Genomic DNA, 20366 nt, shown 5'->3' with positions numbered 1-20366 from the left:
CATGAATATTATGTTTTTGTGTATCATTGATCAACCCCTATGTTTGATTTGGCATAAGTGGCTGGCGCGGCAGGATGCGTCCCGCCGTTTAACGCGACAAAGGTGTAAAGTTTCTCGCTAAAACGCGATAAAAACTACTAAAATGGCACCGTGTAACAACTGTGTCATACGGCTTTGTTACAGCCAAGTGAAGAACCGAACAGGAAGCAGTTGTAATTAGTTGTAATTGCTATTCCGATTACATGACCACTGTGCCGGGGACGGAGTGTCAATTCCGTCTTTGGCGCCGCCAGACTTGTTATATAAATTGCAGTACTATATCTATGAGACTGTTTTGCGACATCAATAGATGGTACTATTTTGAAATGTTGCAGTTTTAATAGTGAGACTTGCGCGTAGCATTTGCAAAGGAAGAAAATGCGAACTGCATTTGAAGCGTGGGCGCAGCGTGACGGCCACATTGTGCGGCGAAGAGAAGATAAACCGGATGAGTACCTGATTTTCGAGACCCAGCGCCGCTGGGTTATCTGGCAGGCTGCTCTGACGCATGGCAAGACGGCTGCCAAGCCGCGCGTGAGCGCGGCCGAGAAGGCGGCGAAAGCCCAGCGCGCGCTGGAAATGTCTTCCGATGAAGCGACCGTGCGCAACAAGGTGCTCAATGAGGTGCTCGACGCCTTCAGCGGCGCCGATGGCGCGGCCGGCATGGAAGGCATACTGAAAGTAATCCAGGGCCTGAAGCAGAAGCAGAAGGCACTGGCCGACGACAAGAGCGAAGATTCAACGGCTTGAGGGGACGGCGATGCGTTATCGGCACTATAAAGGCGGCATTTACGAACTGGTGTGCGAAGCCACGCTGGAAGCGGATCTGACGCCGATGATCGTCTATCGCGCCGCCGACGGTTCCATCTGGACCCGGCCGAAAGACGTGTTCTTTCAACTGATCGAAGTCGAAGGCGTCATGGTCCAGCGTTTCGCTCCCATCAACTGATGGCCGCCTGCGTGCGTGCCCGGGATTCTTTCATGCGTAAATTGCTGCCTGCCGCTCTGGTGCTGGGCTTTGCCTGCGCCGCGGCGCATGCCGAAACCATCGGTTCGGTCGATACCGTATTCAAACTGATCGGCCCTGACCACAAGATCGTCGTCGAAGCGTATGACGACCCGCGCGTCGCTGGCGTCAGCTGTTACCTGTCGCGCGCCAAGACGGGCGGCATCAAGGGCGCCGTCGGTCTGGCCGAAGACAAGGCCGATGCATCCGTGGCTTGCCGCCAGGTGGGGCCGCTGCAATTCAAGGGCAAGCTACCGCGCCAGGAAGAAGTGTTTACCGAGCGTGCCTCGATCTTCTTCAAGCATGTGCGCGTCGTGCGCATGGTCGACAGCAAGCGCAATGCGCTGGTCTACCTCGTGTATTCCGACCGCCTGATCGACGGCAGTCCGAAAAACAGCGTCACCGCCGTCGCCGTGCCCGGCGACCAGCCGATTCCCGTCCGTTAAGCGAGCTTCCCATGCGCGTGCCATCGTCTGCTGCCCTTGCCGCCAGGACGCTGCTGCTGTTCGGCCTGGGCGGCTGCGCCACCCTGACGGGTAACACCGAGCAAATGGTGCTGGTGCAAACCATCCAGGACAACCGCGAGCTGACGGGTGCCGGCTGCATCCTTAGCAACGACGTGGGCAAGTGGTTCGTCACCACGCCCGGCCGCATCACCATCCGCAAGAGCCAGGAACCGTTGAAGGTCGACTGCCGCAAGCACGGTTCACCCGCCATCGCGACGGACGACCATATCGATCCCAAGCTCAATGGCAGCGTCTGGGGCAATGTCATCCTGACCCTGGGCGTCGGCTATTTCGTCGACCGTAACACGGGCGCCGGCTTTGACTATCCATCGATTCTGACCATCGTCATGCAGGACCCGGCGCGCCTGGCGCCGCCGCCCGCGCCGATGCCAGCGCCGCGGCCGGCCGCCGTGCCGGAAACGGTGGTGCAGCCCAAGGTGGCGCCGTCGCCTTTGCCCAATCCCGTCGTCTACTGATTACTAGACACGAAAAAAAGCCGCCAGGGTCAGTGACCATGGCGGCTGTCTTCTTGCGTTATCTTACACGCGGTTGATCAGGAACGTCGTCAGCAGGGGAACTGGACGACCGGTCGCGCCTTTTGCGCCGCCCGATTTCCATGCCGTGCCAGCGATGTCCAGATGTGCCCAGGTGTACTTCTTGGTGAAGTTTTCCAGGAAGGCCGCTGCCGTCACCGAACCGCCGCCTGGCGTGCCGATGTTGGCCAAGTCGGCGAAGTTCGACTTCAGCTGCTCGTTGTACGCCTCTTCGATCGGCATGCGCCATGCCGTGTCGCTCGACTGCTTGCCCGCTGCCAGCAATTCGTTGGCCAGCTGGTCATGCGCCGCATCGCTGCGCGTAAACAGGCCGCTGTTGTGGTGGCCCAAGGCCACGACGCAAGCGCCCGTCAGGGTGGCGATATCGACCACGGCTGCCGGCTTGAAGCGTTCGGCGTAGGTCAGCGCGTCGCACAGCACCAGACGGCCTTCGGCGTCCGTGTTCAGCACTTCGATGGTCAGGCCATTCATGGAGGTGACGATGTCGCCTGGCTTGGTGGCGCGGCCCGACGGCATGTTTTCGCAGGCGGCGATGACGCCGATGACGTTCAGCTTCAGGTTCATTTCGCCGATGGCGCGGAAGGTGCCCAGCACCGAGGCGGCGCCGCACATGTCGTACTTCATTTCATCCATGCCAGGACCGGCCTTGATCGAAATGCCGCCCGTGTCGAAGGTGATGCCTTTGCCGACCAGGACGACTGGCGCATCCTTGGCCTTGCCGCCCATGTGCTTCAGGACGATGAATTTCGGCGGCTGCTCGCTGCCGTTGGTGACGGACAGGAAGCTGCCCATTTTCAGCGCTTCGAGCTGTTTGCGGTCCAGTACTTCGACTTCGAACTTGTAATCCTTGGCCAGCTGCTTGGCCGTGTTGGCCAGGTAGGTCGGATTGGCGACGTTCGCAGGCAGGTCGCCCAGCTTGCGCGTCAGGTCGGAACCGTTGGCGATGGCGATGGCTTGCGCCAGCGCGCCGCGCGTCGCTGCTGTTGCGGGAGCAGCCAGGACGATCTTGCGCACGCCGGCTGGCGCCGGATCTTTTTTGCTTTTTTGCGAGTCGCAGCGGTATTCGCTGTCGTGGGCGGCTTGCACCACGCAACGGATTGCCCAATTTACGTCGCGCTCTTTCACTTCAGCCAGCGGTAATGCGATAATGGCGTCCGCAGCGCCCAGCGAGCCGAAGGCCTTCAGTGCGGCTTGTACGCCGGTCGTGAAGCTTTTTTCGCTGACAGTATCATCGCTGCCCATGCCTACCAGCAGAACACGTTCGGCGGCGACGCCATCGACTGCGCGCAGCAGCAAGGTGCTGCCAGGCTTGCCGCTGATGTCGCCGGACTTCAGCGCAGCCGAAATCGCACCCTTGCTGTCCAGCGATTTTGCCGCTGGCGACAGTTTTTTGTTTTCGAATACCGCAACCGCGATGCATCCGCTTTTGGCCGTGCCGAGGGTGCTCTTGGTATCGAATGCTTTTATGCTAAAGTCCATTTGGTTCTCCGTTTTCATTTACTAGTAACGTGTTACTCAACTAACTGACCCGAATTATAAACTCCGAATGATCTTTCAACGCGCCCTTCGACGTGAATTGGCTAGTGCCGCCGGGGCCACCTTCACAGTTTTGTTCAGCATCCTGCTCACCTGGATGCTGATCGGTATTCTCGGCAAGGCGGCGGGCGGCAAGATTGCGTCGTCCGACGTCATGTCGCTGATGGTTTTTTCCGCCCTGATGCAGCTGCCCACCATCATCATCCTCACCGGTTTCATTTCGGTGCTGATGGTCGTCACCCGCAGCTACAAGGAGTCGGAGATGGTGGTGTGGTTCGCCTCCGGCCTGAGCCTGTCGCGCTGGATCTGGCCCGTGCTCAGCTTCGGCCTGCCGCTGGTGCTGGCTACCGGCGTCCTGAGCCTGTACGCCACGCCGTGGGCGCAAAAGAAAAGCGATGAATATGTGGCGCGCTTTGAAAAGCGCGAAGACCTGCAGAAAGTCACGCCGGGCCAGTTCCGCGAATCGGCCGGCAGCAACCGCATCTTCTTTGTCGAGGGCGTCAGCGGCGAAAAGACCGTGGTGCAAAACGTCTTCGTCAATACCGTCGATGAAAAAGGCAGCGCCGTCGTCGTCGTCGCCAAGGAAGGCGTGATCAATACCGACGCCAAGGGCGAACGCTTCCTGGTGCTCAAGAGCGGCCGCCGCTACCAGGGCGTGCCGACGCAAGCGGACTTCCAGACCATGGAATTCGAACAGTACATCATGCGCATCGAGAGCAAGCAGCAGGAGCTGGGCGCGGAACTGGGCGTGCGCGCCATGAGCACCATGGCGCTGGTCGCCAATGCGAATCCCTACACCATGGCCGAATTGCTGTGGCGGGTCAGCGCGCCCCTGATCGGCCTGATGCTGATCCTGCTGGCCATTCCGCTGGGCTTTGTCAATCCGCGGGCCGGCAGTTCGACCAACCTGATCATCGCCTTGCTGATTTTCTTTACGTACAGCAACCTGATCAAGGTCATCGAAGCGAGCGTGAAGCAGGGCCGCCTGAGCTTTGGCCTGGCCTGGTGGCCGTTGCACCTGCTGGCGGCGCTGGCCGTGGTGGCGCTGTTCGCGTGGCGCCTGAATGTGAACCACCGCTATCATCCGCTGGTCCTGCTGGCGGCTTTCAAGCGCGCGCGCCGCGCCGGCAAACCAAGTAAAGCGGCATCGAAATGAAGATTTTACAGCGCTATTTTGCGGTCTCGATATTCCAGGCGGTGCTGTTCGTGCTGCTCGCTTTTTTGGCACTGCAAGCCTTCATCGACCTGACGGGCGAGCTGCCCAAGGTGGGCCGCAACGGCTATACCATCCAATACGCCTTCCTGTATGTGCTGGTGCTGGTGCCTGGTCACGTGTACGAGGTGATGCCGATCGCGGCGCTGATCGGCACCATTTATACGATGGCGCAGTTTGCCGCCAGTTCCGAATTTACCATCATGCGCGCATCGAGCATGTCGACGGCGATGGCGGCCGGTTTCCTGTTCCGCATCGGTATCGTCTTCGTCGTCATCACCTTCATCTTCGGCGAGTTGATCACGCCGCGCACGGAACCGCTGGCCGAACGCCTCAAGCTGACGTCGCGCGGCGCGGCCGTGTCGAGCGAGTTTCGCTCGGGCCTGTGGACCAAGGACATGGTCAAGAGCGAGGGCCTGACGGGCACCGTCACCGGCTCGCGCTTCTTCAATGTCGGCGAAGCGCGTCCGGACGGCCAGCTGAAAAACGTCAAGCTGTATGAATTCGACACCGACATGCGCTTGCGTACCCTGACCGTGGCCAAGGGCGCGACGTATCAGGGCAATAATATCTGGCGCCTGACCGAGGTGACGGAAACCTCGTTCTCGAACAGCGCGGCCACTTCGCCCGGCTTCGAGCCCAAGCTGTCGAACTACTATGGACAGGAAACGAGCCTGGTGCACACGGTGCAAAGCGCCAGCAAGGACATGACGTCGGAAGTGACGCCGAAGATCCTGACGGTGTCGGCGTCCGACCCGGAGCGCATGTCGGCCAGCGAACTGGCCGTGTACACGCGCCACCTGGCCGAGAACAAGCAGGAAACGGAGCGTTTCCGCATCGCCTTCTGGAAAAAGCTGATCGATCCGCTGGCCATTTTCGTGCTGATGGCGCTGGCGCTGCCGTTCGCCTACATGCATACGCGCAGCGGCGGCATCAGCCTGAAGATCTTCATCGGCATCATGATCGGCGTCAGTTTCATGCTGGTCAACACGCTGTTCTCGCATCTTGGGCTGCTCAGCACCTGGCCGGCCTTCCTGACGGCGGTGGCGCCGAGCGCGCTGTATCTGCTGCTGGCGCTGGGCGCCCTGTGGTGGGTGGAGCGGCACTGATGGAGACGAACGTGCAACAGGCCCTGATCTTGTTTGCCCATGGCGCGCGCGCCGCATCGTGGGCCGCGCCTTTCGAGCGCCTGCGCGATCTGACCCAGGCGCGCATGCCTGCCACCAGCGTGCACCTGGCCTTCCTGGAGCTGATGACGCCGCGCCTGCCCGAACTGGTGGCGACCCTGCTGGCCGAGCTGCCCGCCGGCGCCACCCTGGACGTTACCGTGGTGCCCGTGTTCCTGGGACAGGGCGGGCATGTGCTGCGCGACTTGCCGCTGCTGCTGGAAGAACTGCGCCAGCAGCATCCGGCACTGCGCCTGAAGGTGGTCGAGGCGGTGGGCGAGAACTCCAGCGTGCTCGCCGCCATCGCCGATTACTGCGTGGCGGCGCCAGGCTCCAGCATTCTCCCTTGAGCGGCATCGACATCGTCTACCTGTGGGTGGACGGCGCCGATCCCGCCTGGCGCACGCGCCGGCAGCGCGCCTATGCCGCCTGGGCGCAGGCGCATCCCGGCCAGCTGGCCCTGCATGGCAACGTGGCGGGGCGCTACCGCGACAACGGCGAACTGCGCTACAACCTGCGCGCGCTCGAGCGCTTCTTCCCCGGCCACGGCCACATCTACCTGCTGACGGACCGGCAAGTGCCCGACTGGCTGCGCGCCTCACCGCGCCTGACGGTGATCGACCATGCGAGCCTGATGCCCGCTGCATCCCTGCCGGTGTTCGACTCGGGCCATATCGAATCGTATCTGCACCATATTCCGGGCCTGTCCGAACGCTTCCTGTATCTGAACGACGACGTATTTTTCGGCGCGCCGTTCGAGACCGCGTTCTGGTTCGGGGAGGAAGGGGAGGGGTGTTTGAGTGTGTTCACGGAGAGCGCGCTGCACGATGATCTGCAGGACTTGCGCGCCGACGTGGCCGCGCCAGCCAACTGTGCCACGTTGTCGCGGCAATGGCTGTCGGCGCAGTACGCCGGATACCTGCATGAACCGCGCCTGTATGCGCATGCGCCGCGCCCCATGCTGAAAAGCGCGCTGCATGCATTGGAAGGGCTGGCGCCGGCCATGTTTGCCGGCGTGCGCGCGACGGTGTTCCGCTCGTGGCAGGTGCCGGCATTGCTGCCCGACCTGGTGCCGCGCTGGATGGTGCATCAGGGGATTGCGCGCTCGCGCATGCTCGACCCGCTGCATATCGCCAGCGGCGATGTGCAGGCGCCGCGGCAGCTGGAGGAACTGGCGGCGCGTTTCGGCAGCTTGCCGTTTTTCTGCATCAACGATACCTGCGACGAGGCGGATGATGACGACCCGCGCCTGCTGCGCGTGGCCGCCACCTTGCAGCGGCTGCTGCCGCTGCCATCATCATTTGAAGGCGCTTAAGCCGATTTCTTCTTCGGCGCCAGGCTGATACGGGCGGCGGCCGAGCTGTCGGACAGTGAAGCGAGGAACAGCAGCAAATAGGCGCCCAGTTCGAAGACTTCTTCGCCGAGCAGCGCGTAAGCGTCCGGCATGCCATGGAAGACCTTCTTGTCGAACGGCCAGCCAGCCACCATCAGCAAGCCGCCGATGGCCGTCAGGATGGTGATGCGCATGCTGAAAATCAGGCCGGCATGGGCGAAGACCTTGCGCGCGCGCGGCGCGAAGAAGATCAGCAAGCGTATCAGGATCAGCAATTCCAGCACGCGCAGGGCTTTTTCCAGTTGCGCCCACGCGGGCGCCGTGCCGAACTGGTCGATATCGAGTTCGCGCAGCAGAAAGCCGAACAGCAGTGCGCACAAGCCTGCGTGCATGAGGAAGCGCAGCGACTGGCGGTCAGTCTCTTGCCAGGCGCGCACGCCGTGCACGGTGCAGGCGAGGGCCAGGAACAGCGCCTGCAGCCACTCCAGCAAATGGTTTTCGTCGTCGATATTCGGAAACACTGTCCACAGGGCGATGGAGGCGAGCATGCTGAGCAGCACAGCGCTGGCGACGCCGACATTGCTGCGGCTGAGCGAAGTCAGGGCTTCGCGCACGGAGGTGAAATTCATGTGTGATCGTAAGGCTAAAGTTGCGCGGCGCGGTATTGCAGCCTGCGGGCGCAGCTTTTTTCGGGGAGATTGCCAGTGCTTCCCGTCAGCCGGGAAACCGCATGGCAAGCGCTATGGCGGGGCGAAGCGTGAATTTATTGCTATCACGCAACAACTTCTCGAGAAAAGATGCGTCAGCATCGTATCATGTTTCCTCTGAAGACGTCGGTTACTGACTTTAAAGTCGGTAAAATACGCTGTGTTTAATCAGGCATGGCGCGCCAGAAGAGCGGCCGTTTTGTCGATGGCCTGATGCGCGCGCGCGGCCATGGCGTCGCCCAGCATCACCAGCACGGGGCCGTGGGTATCGCCCAGGCCACGCGCCAGGGCGCTCAGCGGCAGGCGCACGATGTGCTGGTCCGGGCGGCTGCAGTTTTCAATCACCACCACCGGGGTATCGGCGCGGCGGCCTTGCGCCAGCAGGCGCTGCGCCGTGGCGATGGCTTCGCGGCCACCCATGTATTGCACCAGGGTATCGCAGTCGGGAATGCGCGTCTGGTCAGGTTCGCCTGGCGCCGTGCTGGAAGTAAAGAAGGCGACGCTGCGCGACACGCCCCGCTTGGTCAGCGGCTGCTGCGTGGCCGCTGCCGCCGCCAGGGCCGTGGTGATGCCGGGCACCACTTCCACTTCGATGCCCGCCTCTTCCAGCGCGCGCAATTCCTCGTCGGCGCGGCCGAACAGCATGGGGTCGCCCCCTTTCAGTCGCACGACGACGGCGTGCTTGCGCGCGTTGTCTACTAATTGCTTGTTGATGAACGCCTGCGCCGTCGACAACTGGCCGCAGCGCTTGCCGACCAGGATTTTTTGCGCTTGCGGGCACAACTCCAGCATCTCTTCGGTGACCAGCGCGTCGTGCAGCACGACGTCCGCTTGCGCCAGCAGGCGCGCGCCGCGCAAGGTCATCAGGTCTTGCGCGCCGGGGCCGGCGCCGACCAGGTAGACCTTGCCGGGGAGAGATGGGGAGCTGTTCATGTGGCTGCCTTTCCTGGACGATGCGGGGTTAGAGTCGAACCATGCCGGCCGCGACCGTCTGGTGGGTGACTTCATCGATCAGGATGAAAGCACCGGTGGCGCGGATATCGGCATACGCGTCGGCCGCCAGCGCCTGCTGCACGTTCAGGCTGATGCGGGCGATGTCGTTGAGCTTGAGGCCTTCGGCTGGATGGCGCTGCTGCGTATTGATGTCGAGGATCGATTCGATCGCCGTCACCTTGGCCGCCGTCTGCTTGGTGCCGTGCTTGATCCAGTACTTGCGGCGCAGATCCAGTGCGTCTTCCGACAGCCAGCACACGTCGGCCACCACGGTTTTCAGCAGGGTGGCAGGGCGCTCGCTGCTCGCCAGCAAGTCGCCGCGCGAAATGTCGAGGTATTCATTGAGCAGCAGGGTCACGGACTGGCCCACCACGGCGGTGCTCAGCGAGCCGTCCAGGGTGACGATATCCTTGACGGTGGCCGTCTGGCCTGATGGCTGCACCACCAGGGTGTCGCCGATGCTGACCTTGCCTGCCTCGATGCGGCCCATGTAGCCGCGGAAGTCGTTCGCTTCGTGGCCGTTGTGGCGCGCCACCAGCTGCACCGGGAAGCGGAAAGGCGTGTCGTGCGATTCGTCGTAGACGGACAAGGACTCAAGCAGCTCGATCAGGGTCGGGCCCGTGTACCAGCCCAGCTTGTCGCCGCGTTCGACGACGTTGTCGCCCGTCAATGCGGACAATGGAATCGGCGTGATGTCCTTCAGGCCCAGCGACTGGGCGAATTCGCGGTAGGCCGCGACGATACGGTTGTATACCGTTTCATCGTAATCGACCAGGTCCATCTTGTTGACGGCGACGACCACGTGCTCGATTTGCAGCAAGTGGGCAATCGTCGAATGGCGCTTGGTCTGGATCAGCAGTTCCACGCTGCCGTCGTCGCCGAGTTTGACTTTCGACACGTCGATCAGGATGATGACGGCGTCAGCCGTGGAGGCGCCCGTGACCATGTTGCGCGTGTATTGCTCGTGGCCCGGCGTATCGGCGATGATGAATTTGCGTTTCGGCGTGGCAAAGTAACGGTAGGCCACGTCGATGGTGATGCCTTGCTCGCGTTCCGCTTCCAGGCCGTCCGTCAGCAGCGACAGGTCGACCGTGTCGCCCACCGTGCGCTTGTGCTTGGAGCGCGACATGGCGTCGAGCTGGTCGGCGAAGATGCCCTTGCTGTCGAACAGCAAACGGCCGATCAGGGTGCTCTTGCCGTCATCGACGGAACCGGCCGTAATAAAACGCAACATGCCGCGCTCTAAACTGTCGGTGGAGGTGGTGTTCTGGAGTGCTGCGTTCATTAGAAATATCCTGCTTTCTTGCGTTTTTCCATCGAGGCTTCGGAAGTCTGGTCATCCATGCGGGTGGCGCCCCGTTCCGTGATTTGCGTGATTGCCGTCTCGGCGATGATGGCGTCGACCGTCGCCGCGTCGGACGACACGGGGCAGGTGCACGAGATATCGCCCACCGTGCGGAAGCGCACGATTTGTGTTTCCACCGTTTCGCCGTCGCGCGGCGGCGTCAGATCCGTCAGCGGCACCAATAAACCGTTGCGCGGGATCACCTGGCGCTCGTGCGCGAAGTAGATCGGCGGCAATTCCAGTTGCTCGCGGGCGATGTATTGCCACACGTCCAGCTCGGTCCAGTTCGAGATCGGGAAGACGCGCATGTTTTCACCAGGATGCACGCGGGTGTTATACAGGTCCCACAGTTCCGGACGCTGGGCTTTCGGGTCCCAGGCGCCGAATTCGTCGCGGAACGAGAAGATGCGTTCCTTGGCGCGGGCTTTTTCTTCGTCGCGGCGCGCGCCGCCGATGCAGGCGTCAAAACCGTGTTCGGCGATGGTTTCCAGTAAGGTCACGGCCTGCGCCGCATTGCGCGAATCCGTGGCCGGGTTGCGCAGGCGCACGGTGCCGCGCTTGATCGAGTCTTCCACGGAGCCGACGATCAGGCGTTCGCCCAGTTCCGCCACCTTCTTGTCACGGAAGGTGATGACTTCCGGGAAGTTGTGGCCCGTGTCGATATGCACGAGGGGGAATGGAAACTTGCCTGGGCGGAAGGCTTTCTCGGCCAAACGCAGCAGGACGACGGAATCCTTACCGCCCGAAAACAGCAGCGCGGGGTTGGCCGATTCGGCCGCCACTTCGCGCATGATGTGGATGGCTTCCGATTCAAGGCTGTCGAGGTGACGCTGGTTCAAAATATTGCTCATATGGGTGCTTTCTTGTTCTGCTGAGTCTGTTGTGTCTGTTCAGGCTGCCACGGATTTGATGCGTATCAACTTACCATCCACCATGTGCAGGCCGCATTCCTTGGAGTCCGGGTTTTCCCACCACCAGCGACCGGCGCGCACATCTTCGCCCGGCTGCACGGCCCGCGTACACGGTTCGCAGCCGATCGAGGGGTAGCCCTGGTCGTGCAATGCGTTGTAGGGCACGTCGTTGGCGCGGATGTAGGCCCACACGTCTTCTTCCGACCAGTCCGCCAGCGGATTGAATTTCGTCATCGCGTGCGCGGCGTCGTCTTCCTGCACGTGCAATTCGGCGCGCGTGGTGGACTGGGCGCGGCGCTGTCCCGTGACCCAGGCCTTGTTGCCAGCCAAGGCGCGGCCCAGCGGCTCGACCTTGCGGATACGACAGCACTCGCGGCGCATCTCGACGCTGTTGTAGAACGCGTTCAGACCGTTTTGTTCCACGTAGGCAGCCACGGCTTCGGGCTGGGGACGGTACAGGGTGATGTCATGGTCGTAACGGGTTTTCACCTTGTCGAGCACGGCCAGGGTTTCCTGGTGCAGCCGGCCTGTTTCCAGGGAAAAGATGCCGATGGGCAGCTTCGCCTTGAGTATCATGTGGGTCAGCACCATGTCTTCGGCTGCCAGGCTGGACGCGAACACGGCCGGCGAAAAATCCGCGGCGATACGTGTCAGCGTTTGCTCGGTGGCGTCAATCAAAGAAGTCAAATCACTCATGATAGGCCCTCAGATGCCAGCCGCGTTGTCGAGGTCAGGATTCTGGCCTTCGCGCTGGTGGCGGCGGAACAGCGGCGATTTCTGATCCCACGAAGCCTGGTAGGTTTCCGAAAAGACCGATAAACCTTTCAGGGCGTCATGGATGCTGCGGTCGGGACGTGTCGCATACGCGTCGAAGCCTACCCGGTGCATGGAGAACAGCTGGTCGCGCAGCACGTCGCCAATCGCCCGCAATTCACCCTGGAAACCCAGGCGGGCGCGCAGGTTGAAGGCGATGGAATAGCCGCGCCCATCCGTGAATTTCGGGAAGTCCACGCCGATGACGGGCAGTTGCGCCACGTCGGCCGCCAGTTCTTCCGGGCGCTCGTCGCTAGCCAGCCACACGCCGATGTCGGGCAGGCGGGCCGCCAGGGTCTCGCGCTGGGCTTGCCATACGAGCAGCGGCACGATGACCTTGCCGGCAGGCACGACCACCGTTTCCGGCGTGTCGGTTTCATCGAGGCGCAGCAAGCCCCAGGTATTTGGCACCACGGCGGCGTTCTTGATGATTTCTTCGCGTACTTCAAACATATTCGTCTTCTCCCACCAGGTTGCCGACCGTGATCGGCGTTGCATATACGTGTTCCTTGAACGGCGCCACACCCAGGCGCTGGGCCGTGTCGACGAAGCGCTCGCCTTCATGGCGGTCGCGCACGTAGACGTGCAGCAGGCGGCCGATGACTTCAGGCATCTGCAGGGAAGAGAACGAGGGTCCGATGATCTTGCCGATGGCCGCGTTGTTGCCTTGCGCGCCGCCGATCGACACTTGATACCATTCGCTGCCATCCTTGTCGACGCCGAGAATGCCGATGCTGCCCACGTGATGGTGACCACAGGCATTGATGCAGCCGGAAATATTCAGTTCGATCTCGCCGATGTCGTGCTGGAAGTCGATGCTGTCGAAACGTTCCGCAATAGCGGCCGCGATCGGCAAGGACTTGGCGTTGGCCAGCGAGCAGAAATCGCCACCAGGGCAGCAGATCATGTCGGTCAGCAAACCGATGTTCGGCGTGGCCAGGCCGTGCGCCTTGGCTTCCTGCCACAGCTTGAACAGTTTCGACTGTTCCACGTCGGCCAGCACCAGGTTTTGTTCATGCGTCACACGCAGTTCGCCAAAGCTGTAGCGGTCGGCAAGATCGGCCACGAAGTCGATCTGCTCGGCAGTCGCGTCGCCGGGCGGCACGCCCGTTTTCTTCAGGGACAGCACCACGGCCACGTAGCCGGGGCGCTGGTGCGGCTTGACGTTGCGCGCCAGCCAGTTCACATACGCCTTGTTGTCTGCGTGTTCATTCTTGTAGTCGAGTTCCGGCAGGGCCAGGTAGGCAGGCGGATTGAAGAAGTCCGCCACGCGCTGCATTTCCTCGGCCGTCAGGGTTTCCGGACCGTCCTTCAAGTCGACCCATTCCGCTTCCACCTGGCGCGTGAATTCTTCCACGCCGATGGCTTTCAGCAAGATCTTGATGCGCGCCTTGTATTTGTTGTCGCGGCGGCCGTGCAAGTTGTACACGCGCATGATGGCCTGGATGTACGTCAGCAAATGCTGCCACGGCAAGAAGTCGCGCACGACGCTGCCCAGGATCGGCGTGCGGCCCATGCCGCCGCCGGCCATCACCTTGAAGCCCACTTCGCCAGCGGCGTTGCGCACGGCCGTCAAGCCGATGTCGTGCACGGCGATGGCGGCGCGGTCTTCCTCGGCGCCATTGATGGCGACCTTGAATTTACGCGGCAGGGCGATGAACTCGGGGTGGAAGGTGCTCCACTGGCGCAATACTTCCGCGTACGGGCGCGGATCGATGATTTCATCGGCCGCGACGCCGGCGAACGGATCCGATGTTGTATTACGGATACAGTTGCCGGACGTCTGGATCGCGTGCATTTCCACGGACGCCAGGTCCGTCAGGATATCGGGCGTTTGTTCCAGCTCGATCCAGTTGAACTGGATGTTCTGGCGCGTCGTGAAGTGGCCATAGCCGCGGTCATACTTGCGCGCAATGTGCGCGAACATGCGCATCTGCGTCGACGACAGCAAGCCGTACGGCACGGCGATGCGCAGCATGTAGGCGTGGCGTTGCATGTACAGGCCGTTTTGCAGGCGCAGCGGAATGAATTCCTCTTCCGTCAGTTCATTGGCGATACGGCGCGCAACCTGGTCTCGGTACTGGGCGATGCGTTCTTTGATGATGAGGTGGTCGTACTGATCGTAATGGTACATATCAATTCCTAAAAAAGCCGGGGTGCTGGAAGATTGCCTGGGATTATGTTCTTGATACTGCTCTTGTCACTTGTTCGGTAATTAATAGATTAGCTTCACTGCCACGCCGGTCAAGGTCATCGCCAGCAGGACTCTTAAAAACTTTTCCGGCACCGAGCGGGCGACCCAGGAACCGAGCGTGATGCCGGGCAGGGAGCCTACCAGCAAGGAGGCCAGCAATTCCCAGTGGATGGAGCCGAGCCACCAGTGGCCCAGGGCGGCGATGGCCGTCAGGGGCACGGCGTAGGCGATGTCGGTGCCCGCCACTTCCGCCGAGCTCATGCGTGGATACAGCATCACCAGCAGGGTCGCGCCGATGGCGCCGGCGCCGATCGACGACACCGTCACCAGCACGCCCAGCACGGCGCCGGAAATAATGGTTGCGGCGGCAAGCTTGTTGCCTTGCAATTGTTTCTCAGGGTGCGCGTTGATCCAGGCCAGCATGCGGCCCTTGAAAATCAGTGCCACGACGGTCAGCAGCACGGAGCCGGCGATCGAGTAGCGGATGATCTGGCCGATTTCCGGCGACAGGGTGCCGAACGATTTCAGCGCCAGAGTCGCGATGACGGCGGCGGGCAGGGCGCCGATGCACAGGCGCTTGACGATATCCCAGCGTATGGTGCCGCGCAGGCGGTGCGTCAGGGTGCCGGCGCTCTTGGTGATCGAGGCGAACGCCAGGTCGGTGCCCACGGCCACGGAAGGCGGCACGCCAAACAGCAGGGTTAACAGCGGCGTCATCAGCGAGCCGCCGCCCACGCCGGTCATTCCTACGAGTAATCCTACGGCAAATCCTGAGACTATATAAGACAAAGTCATGCTTGCACCCCCAAAGTACCCGCAATAGTAATAAACTTAGTGTTTATTCCAAACTACTAAGTACGCATTTGCTTATATGCGATATGCGTATATGCATGAACGCAAAATCATGGGTGGGGCGGAAACTCGGCAAATCACGGCAATCTAGGGCAAACCAGCAATGAATCTCCATCAACTGCGCTTCGTGCGCGAAGCGGTCCGGCAGAATTACAACCTGACGGACGCCGCCAAGGCCTTGTTTACGTCGCAACCGGGCGTATCGAAAGCCATCATCGAGCTGGAGGAAGAACTGGGCGTGGATATTTTTACGCGCCATGGCAAGCGTATCCGCGGTTTGACGGAGCCAGGTCGCCTGGTGCTGGAGTCGGTCGAGCTGGTCATGCAGGAAATCGACAGCATGAAGCGCATCGGCAAGGAATTCGCGGCGCAGGACAGCGGCAGCTTTACCATTGCCACCACGCACACGCAGGCGCGCTACACCTTGCCGAAGGTGGTGCAAGCTTTCATGCTGAAGTTCCCCAAGGTACGCTTATCTTTGCTGCAAGGCAATCCGCGCCAGATCGCCGAGATGGTGCAGCGCGACCAGGCAGACCTGGCCATCGCCACGGAATCGATCGCCGCCATCGATGGCCTGATTACCTTGCCATGCTATCAATGGGAGCACGTGGTGGTGGTGCCGGTCGACCATCCGCTGCTCAAATCGAAGTCCGTGACCCTGGAAGAAATCGCCGCCTTCCCCCTGATTACCTATGACAGCGCGTTCGCCGGACGCAACAAGATCGACCACGCTTTCGTGCTGCGCGGCCTGAAGCCGGACATCTTGCTCGAAGCCATTGATGCGGACGTGATCAAGACTTATGTCGAGTTGGGCATGGGGATTGGTATCATAGCGGGTATGGCCTTCGATGCCGAGCGCGACAAAGGCTTGCGCGCCATCCCTGTCGGCCACCTGTTCGGCATGAATGTGTCGCGCGTGGCCGTCAAGCAAGGCGCGTATTTGCGCAGCTATATTTATACCTTTATCGAGTTGCTGACGCCGACCCTGAACCGCAAGCTCATCGAGCAGGCGATGAGCGGTGATAAAGAGCACTACGAACTATAAACAATGCAGGAAGTCGGCCGGGCGAGTTGCCTGGCCAAGATTATTTAAGAAGAGAAGAAACAATGATTACCGATCAGCTTGCCAAATATTACGCCACCATCGCGCAGCAGTACGAGCGCGTCTATGCCAAGCCCGAACGCCAGGAAGACCTGGAAGTGTTGCGCGACAAGGTCGCCGACGTGCTGGAAGGCCACACCGTGCTGGAACTGGCTTGCGGCACCGGCTACTGGACGGAAGTGGTCGCCGAGTCGGCCGACTCCGTGCTGGCCACCGATATCAACGATGAAATGCTGGCGCTGGCCCAGTCGCGCGGCTTGCCGGACAACGTTAGTTTCGCCAAGCTCGACGCCTTTAACTTGCCCGACGATATGCTGGGCAAGTTCACGGCCGTGTTCGCCGGTTTCTGGTGGTCGCACGTCAAGCGCGAAGACCAGGATAAATACCTGAAGCAATTGCGCAGCAAGCTGGGCAAGGACATCATGCTGGTGCTGATCGACAATTCCTATGTCGACGGCAGCAGCACCGTGATCGCGCGTACCGACCTGGAAGGCAACACCCACCAGTTCCGCACGACGGATGGGGGCGAGCGCTATGAAGTGCTGAAGAATTTCCCATCGGACAGCCACCTGCGCAAGAAGTTTGCTCACTCGGCCCGTGAAATCCGCATGAAGCGCCTGGAATACTACTGGCTGCTGAGCTGCCGCCTGAAATAAAGCTGATCTGTCTATATGGTAGGTCGGATTAGCGGCTCAGCCGCGTAATCCGACACCGCCGCCTTGCCAACAATGTTGTCGGATTACGCGTGGCCTTGCCACGCTAATCCGACCTACGGTAAATAGGCCTTGCCGCCGCATGAGCCGCCCTCGGGCGGTTTTTTTTCGCCTGTTGTTTTTATCTGACAAGATGTTGTGCCAAAAAACAACATCTTGTCGATGTCATATTGTTGAAGTATTTGGTGGGCATGATTCGGTTCAGCAGCTGAGCAGCACCATTCTTGTCCAACCTAATGTAGAGAATCTCAAGTGAAAAAAATTACTCTGGCAGCATTGATCATCGGCACCTTCGCAGCAGCTACGGCACAAGCACAATCGAACGTCACCGTGTATGGCCTGGTTGACCTCGGTATTGCCAAGACCACTGGCCAGCCGACGGTACAACGTGAAAACAACGCGTCGCGCCTCGGTTTCAAGGGTACGGAAGATCTGGGTGGCGGCCTGTCCGCAATTTTCAACCTGGAAAGTGAATTCCTGGCTGACACCGGCGCGCAAAAAGGCGTGTTGTTCGACCGTCAAGCTTACGTGGGCTTGAAAGGCGCGTTTGGTACCGCCATCCTGGGCCGCACCAAGAACCTGGTCGATGGCACCATCGCCCGCGTCGACCCATTCAACACCTACGGCGTGGTCGGCAAGAACAATGAAACCCTGCTGCGTTCGGGCGTCGGCTCGTCGCGCGTCAACAACGCCGTGACCTACAACAGCCCAAGCTTTGACGGTTTCGTGGGCAGCCTGCAATACGTGCTGAGCGAAGTCAACAGCGCTGACGCAGGCGTGATCGGCCTGGCAACCTACGACAATGGCCCGATCAGCTTGCACGCCGGCTACGAAAAAGCCGTAAAAGCAACGGCAACGGCCGCCAAGCCTGACCTGTGGTCCATCGGTGGCGGCTATAAATTCGGCCCGGCCAAGATCACGGCCGCCTACTCGAAGGGCGACACCAAGGTGGCTGCCAACGGCGAATTCAAGTCCTACCTGATCGGCCTGAACTACACGGTTGGCGGCGGCGATGCCAAAGTGTCGTATGGCAAGCAAGAGCAAAGCAACAACAAGGTCAAGGATCAGGACACCATCAAGGAATTCGGCGTCGGTTACGACTACCACCTGTCGAAGCGTACCGACGTGTACGCCTACGCTGGCCGCGAGCGCGTCAAGTCCCTGACCTCGTACCAGATCGGTCTGGCACACAAGTTCTAAGCAGCATTCGATGTGACGAAGTAGAAGGCGCCTGCGGGCGCCTTTTTTATGGCGTGGCCGCTTCCGCCGCTTCCGCATGCATGGGCAGCGAGATTTCGATGCGAGTGCCGCCCAGTTCGCTATCGGCGCCGATATGGATGCTGCCATTCAAGCCCCACACCCGTTCGCGCATGCCCAGCAAGCCCAGGGCCGTGGCCTTTTCCAGGTCGTGCTCGGCGATGCCGCGGCCGTCATCCTGGATGGTGATGGCCAGCGAGGAATCGATGCGGTGCAGGGCGATGGTGATGTGGCTAGCCTCGGCATGGCGCGCGATATTCGTCAGCGCTTCCTGCACGATGCGGTAGATGGCCGTGCTGCGCGCATCGTCGAGCACGAGGTCGGCCTCGTCGGCCAGCAAGTCGAAATGGATGGCGCGGCGCAACAGAAAGTCGTGGCGCAGTTTTTGCAGCGCAAAATACAAACCCCCTTCATCGAGCGCGCGTGGGCGCAGGTTGCTGGCGATGCGCCGCAGCGAGGTGATGGCCGTCACCAGCAAGCCGTCCATGCTGTACAGCAGTGTCTGCAGGGATGCGGTGGTGTCCGTGTGCTGGCGCACCAAGGTCAGGTCAACGCGCAAGGTGGCCAGCAGTTGCCCCAAGTCATCATGCAGTTCACGCGCGATATGCTTGCGCTCTTCCTCGCGGATGGTTTGCAGCGCGCTCGACAATTCGCGCAATTGCGAAAAGGAGCGGGCCAGTTGTTCATGCATCTGCTGGCGCGCGCTGATGTCGCGCACGATGATGGTAAATACGCTCTGGCCGTCTTCCAGCATGGCCGAGAGCGAGCCTTCGAGGGGAAACATGGCGCCGTCGCTGCGCCGTCCCGTCAGGGTGTAGTCGGTGGTGCGCCGGCCCGTCAGGCGCAGCTCCAGGTTGATGTCGCCAAACGGCGGATCGCCCTCGTGCTCGCCCAGGCCGCCCAGGGTGCGCAAGTCGCGCAGGATGTACTGGCCCAGGCGCATGCCGCGCATGCCGGCCGGCGTGTCGCCGAACAATCTGGCTGCCGCCGCGTTCGCATGCAGGATGATTTGCCCGCTGTCGATGCTGATGATGGCGTCGCTGGCGCTGTCGATGATGGCCTGGCCACGCGCCTGCCGTTGCCGGCGGGCTTTCAGGGGAGGAAACAAGCACAGCAAAAGCGCCGCCGCCATGCCGAGCGGCAGAATACGCAGCAGTGTGGAACTGCCTCGGTCAGGCATGGGCTTCTCCTTGCGAACGTGAGCGAAGGCAGGCAAGACAGGAATGGCGGACAGGACTTTAGCCTATGCCTGTTGGCGCGGCGTGGCTTGATGTGGCGCAGGAAGGGGAAAGAAGAGAGGCATGCGCCGCGCCGGCCAGGGCCGGGCGGCGGCGGGAGACTTACATTTGCTTGAACAGGTGCAGGAAGCTGCGGCTCACTTCGAGCTTGTCGGACTTGCCTTTGATGAGCACAAGGTGGCGGCCGCGGATGTCGCGCGTCACGCCTTCGATGGCATTCACGTTGACCAGGGTGGCGCGGTGGATTTGCCAGAACAGCGAAGGATCGAGCTCTTCGGCCAGGTCGCGCACGGGCTTGCGGATCAGCGCCTCATACTTGGCGGTTTGCACGCAGGTGTATTTCTCGTCAGAACGGAAGAACAGGATCTCTTCCACGGGGATCATGCGCAAGTCCTGGCCGATGCTGGCCTGTATCCATTGCAAATAGGTGGGCTTGGCCGTGATTTTCTCCGCCAGCTGCGACAGCATGGCCGTGACGCTGCTGTTGACGTCCAGCGCCGGCTTGTTCAGGTGCGTTTTCAGGCGCTCCACCGTGACCAGCAAGCGCTCATGCTCGGGCGGCTTGAGCACGTAGTCGACGGCGCCCCGCTCGAAGGCTTCGACGGCGTGGCTATCATAGGCCGTGACGAAGACGATATGCGTCTTGCCGCCGATTACTTGCGCCGCTTCCATGCCCGTCTTGCCCGGCATGCGGATATCGAGGAAAGCAAAGTCCGGCTTGAGTTGCTCCACCAGTTCGATCGCTTCGTCGCCATTCTTGGCTTCGCCGATGATTTCCAGTTCAGGCCAGGCCTGGCCCAAGCGCAGGCGCAGCTGGTCGCGCATCAGTCTTTCGTCGTCGGCAATAATAGCGGTAGGCATAGGTCTCAAGTGTGAACAGGCGAAGAT

General features: G+C 61.2%; 21 protein-coding genes and 1 pseudogene. 11 read left to right on the top strand and 11 right to left on the bottom strand.

From position 1 onward, the window contains the following. Positions 1–417 precede the first annotated feature (417 nt). The 4 genes from ACPJXG_RS21015 to ACPJXG_RS21000 are packed head-to-tail and all read left to right on the top strand — an operon-like array spanning position 418 to position 2027. Entirely contained in the window at positions 418–789 is a 372-nt protein-coding gene (locus ACPJXG_RS21015) for a hypothetical protein (RefSeq protein ID WP_034751548.1), read from the top strand. A 10-nt stretch (positions 790–799) separates the two neighbouring features. Then, positions 800–988 (top strand): DUF1653 domain-containing protein, encoded by a 189-nt coding sequence (locus tag ACPJXG_RS21010; protein WP_034782199.1) that lies wholly within the window; start codon positions 800–802, stop codon positions 986–988. A 32-nt stretch (positions 989–1020) separates the two neighbouring features. Beyond that, positions 1021–1491 carry a CreA family protein gene (locus ACPJXG_RS21005; RefSeq protein WP_425252227.1) on the top strand — a complete coding sequence of 157 codons (471 nt, stop codon included), beginning with the start codon at positions 1021–1023 and terminating at the stop codon, positions 1489–1491. Between the two features lie 11 nt (positions 1492–1502). Next, a complete protein-coding gene (locus ACPJXG_RS21000) occupies positions 1503–2027 on the top strand; it encodes a hypothetical protein (RefSeq protein WP_425252226.1) in 525 nt (174 codons plus the stop codon). Positions 2028–2090: 63 nt separating this feature from the next. Here ACPJXG_RS21000 and ACPJXG_RS20995 read toward each other — a convergent pair whose 3' ends face one another. Then, on the bottom strand, positions 2091–3584 hold the full coding sequence (locus tag ACPJXG_RS20995) for a leucyl aminopeptidase (RefSeq protein ID WP_219312960.1): 1494 nt from the start codon (positions 3582–3584) through the stop codon (positions 2091–2093). Between the two features lie 67 nt (positions 3585–3651). Here ACPJXG_RS20995 and lptF point away from each other — a divergent pair, with 67 nt between their 5' ends. From lptF to ACPJXG_RS20975, 4 genes are read left to right on the top strand one after another with little or no spacing between them, the layout of a single operon-like run. Beyond that, positions 3652–4797 carry an LPS export ABC transporter permease LptF gene (gene lptF / locus ACPJXG_RS20990; RefSeq protein ID WP_099401048.1) on the top strand — a complete coding sequence of 382 codons (1146 nt, stop codon included), beginning with the start codon at positions 3652–3654 and terminating at the stop codon, positions 4795–4797. Further along, positions 4794–5963: an LPS export ABC transporter permease LptG gene (lptG, locus tag ACPJXG_RS20985; RefSeq protein ID WP_035825911.1), complete on the top strand. Its 1170-nt coding sequence runs from the start codon at positions 4794–4796 to the stop codon at positions 5961–5963. The genes lptF and lptG overlap by 4 nt, the downstream gene beginning before the upstream one ends. Continuing rightward, positions 5963–6370: a sirohydrochlorin chelatase gene (locus tag ACPJXG_RS20980; RefSeq protein WP_425252225.1), complete on the top strand. Its 408-nt coding sequence runs from the start codon at positions 5963–5965 to the stop codon at positions 6368–6370. The genes lptG and ACPJXG_RS20980 overlap by 1 nt, the downstream gene beginning before the upstream one ends. Next, positions 6367–7335 (top strand): stealth family protein, encoded by a 969-nt coding sequence (locus tag ACPJXG_RS20975; RefSeq protein ID WP_425252224.1) that lies wholly within the window; start codon positions 6367–6369, stop codon positions 7333–7335. The genes ACPJXG_RS20980 and ACPJXG_RS20975 overlap by 4 nt, the downstream gene beginning before the upstream one ends. Here ACPJXG_RS20975 and ACPJXG_RS20970 read toward each other — a convergent pair. The 8 genes and pseudogenes from ACPJXG_RS20970 to ACPJXG_RS20935 all read right to left on the bottom strand — a co-directional run bounded on the left by ACPJXG_RS20970 (position 7332) and on the right by ACPJXG_RS20935 (position 15111). After that, positions 7332–7982 (bottom strand): hypothetical protein, encoded by a 651-nt coding sequence (locus ACPJXG_RS20970; protein WP_278318162.1) that lies wholly within the window; start codon positions 7980–7982, stop codon positions 7332–7334. The genes ACPJXG_RS20975 and ACPJXG_RS20970 overlap by 4 nt on opposite strands. A gap of 246 nt (positions 7983–8228) precedes the next feature. Continuing rightward, positions 8229–8993 (bottom strand): uroporphyrinogen-III C-methyltransferase, encoded by a 765-nt coding sequence (gene cobA / locus ACPJXG_RS20965; RefSeq protein ID WP_219312954.1) that lies wholly within the window; start codon positions 8991–8993, stop codon positions 8229–8231. A gap of 28 nt (positions 8994–9021) precedes the next feature. Continuing rightward, positions 9022–10338 carry a sulfate adenylyltransferase subunit 1 gene (locus tag ACPJXG_RS20960; RefSeq protein WP_099401052.1) on the bottom strand — a complete coding sequence of 439 codons (1317 nt, stop codon included), beginning with the start codon at positions 10336–10338 and terminating at the stop codon, positions 9022–9024. After that, positions 10338–11255: pseudogene (gene cysD / locus ACPJXG_RS20955) on the bottom strand (sulfate adenylyltransferase subunit CysD); the annotation flags it as partial. The gene ACPJXG_RS20960 and the pseudogene cysD, both read right to left, overlap by 1 nt. 33 nt (positions 11256–11288) lie before the next feature. Beyond that, the gene (locus tag ACPJXG_RS20950) at positions 11289–12005 is read right to left on the bottom strand and encodes a phosphoadenylyl-sulfate reductase (RefSeq protein ID WP_278318164.1); all 717 of its coding nucleotides are present in this window, start codon (positions 12003–12005) and stop codon (positions 11289–11291) included. A 9-nt stretch (positions 12006–12014) separates the two neighbouring features. Continuing rightward, positions 12015–12575 carry a DUF934 domain-containing protein gene (locus ACPJXG_RS20945; RefSeq protein ID WP_035825928.1) on the bottom strand — a complete coding sequence of 187 codons (561 nt, stop codon included), beginning with the start codon at positions 12573–12575 and terminating at the stop codon, positions 12015–12017. After that, positions 12568–14256, bottom strand: a complete 1689-nt coding sequence (locus tag ACPJXG_RS20940; protein ID WP_176390375.1) for a nitrite/sulfite reductase — start codon at positions 14254–14256, stop codon at positions 12568–12570. The genes ACPJXG_RS20945 and ACPJXG_RS20940 overlap by 8 nt, the downstream gene beginning before the upstream one ends. An 81-nt stretch (positions 14257–14337) precedes the next feature. Further along, entirely contained in the window at positions 14338–15111 is a 774-nt protein-coding gene (locus ACPJXG_RS20935; RefSeq protein WP_034782225.1) for a sulfite exporter TauE/SafE family protein, read from the bottom strand. 160 nt (positions 15112–15271) lie between these two features. On the opposite strand from ACPJXG_RS20935, the gene ACPJXG_RS20930 reads away from it, so the two are divergent. From ACPJXG_RS20930 to ACPJXG_RS20920, 3 genes are all read left to right on the top strand, one after another. After that, positions 15272–16213 carry a CysB family HTH-type transcriptional regulator gene (locus ACPJXG_RS20930; RefSeq protein ID WP_035825933.1) on the top strand — a complete coding sequence of 314 codons (942 nt, stop codon included), beginning with the start codon at positions 15272–15274 and terminating at the stop codon, positions 16211–16213. 62 nt (positions 16214–16275) lie between these two features. Beyond that, positions 16276–16926 carry a class I SAM-dependent methyltransferase gene (locus ACPJXG_RS20925; protein WP_035825935.1) on the top strand — a complete coding sequence of 217 codons (651 nt, stop codon included), beginning with the start codon at positions 16276–16278 and terminating at the stop codon, positions 16924–16926. Between the two features lie 309 nt (positions 16927–17235). After that, positions 17236–18183 carry a porin gene (locus ACPJXG_RS20920; RefSeq protein ID WP_425252223.1) on the top strand — a complete coding sequence of 316 codons (948 nt, stop codon included), beginning with the start codon at positions 17236–17238 and terminating at the stop codon, positions 18181–18183. 46 nt (positions 18184–18229) lie between these two features. Here ACPJXG_RS20920 and ACPJXG_RS20915 read toward each other — a convergent pair whose 3' ends face one another. Continuing rightward, positions 18230–19420, bottom strand: a complete 1191-nt coding sequence (locus tag ACPJXG_RS20915) for a PAS domain-containing sensor histidine kinase (protein ID WP_425252222.1) — start codon at positions 19418–19420, stop codon at positions 18230–18232. Between the two features lie 160 nt (positions 19421–19580). Further along, a complete protein-coding gene (locus ACPJXG_RS20910) occupies positions 19581–20339 on the bottom strand; it encodes a LytR/AlgR family response regulator transcription factor (protein WP_035825940.1) in 759 nt (252 codons plus the stop codon). Positions 20340–20366: the final 27 nt, after the last annotated feature.

The organism is Janthinobacterium sp. NFX145 (genome assembly GCF_049810325.1).
GTDB classification, from domain to species: Bacteria; Pseudomonadota; Gammaproteobacteria; order Burkholderiales; family Burkholderiaceae_D; genus Janthinobacterium; species Janthinobacterium rivuli.
Note: the sequence above shows the minus strand (reverse complement) of the source record. Positions and strands in the feature narration are given on the sequence as shown.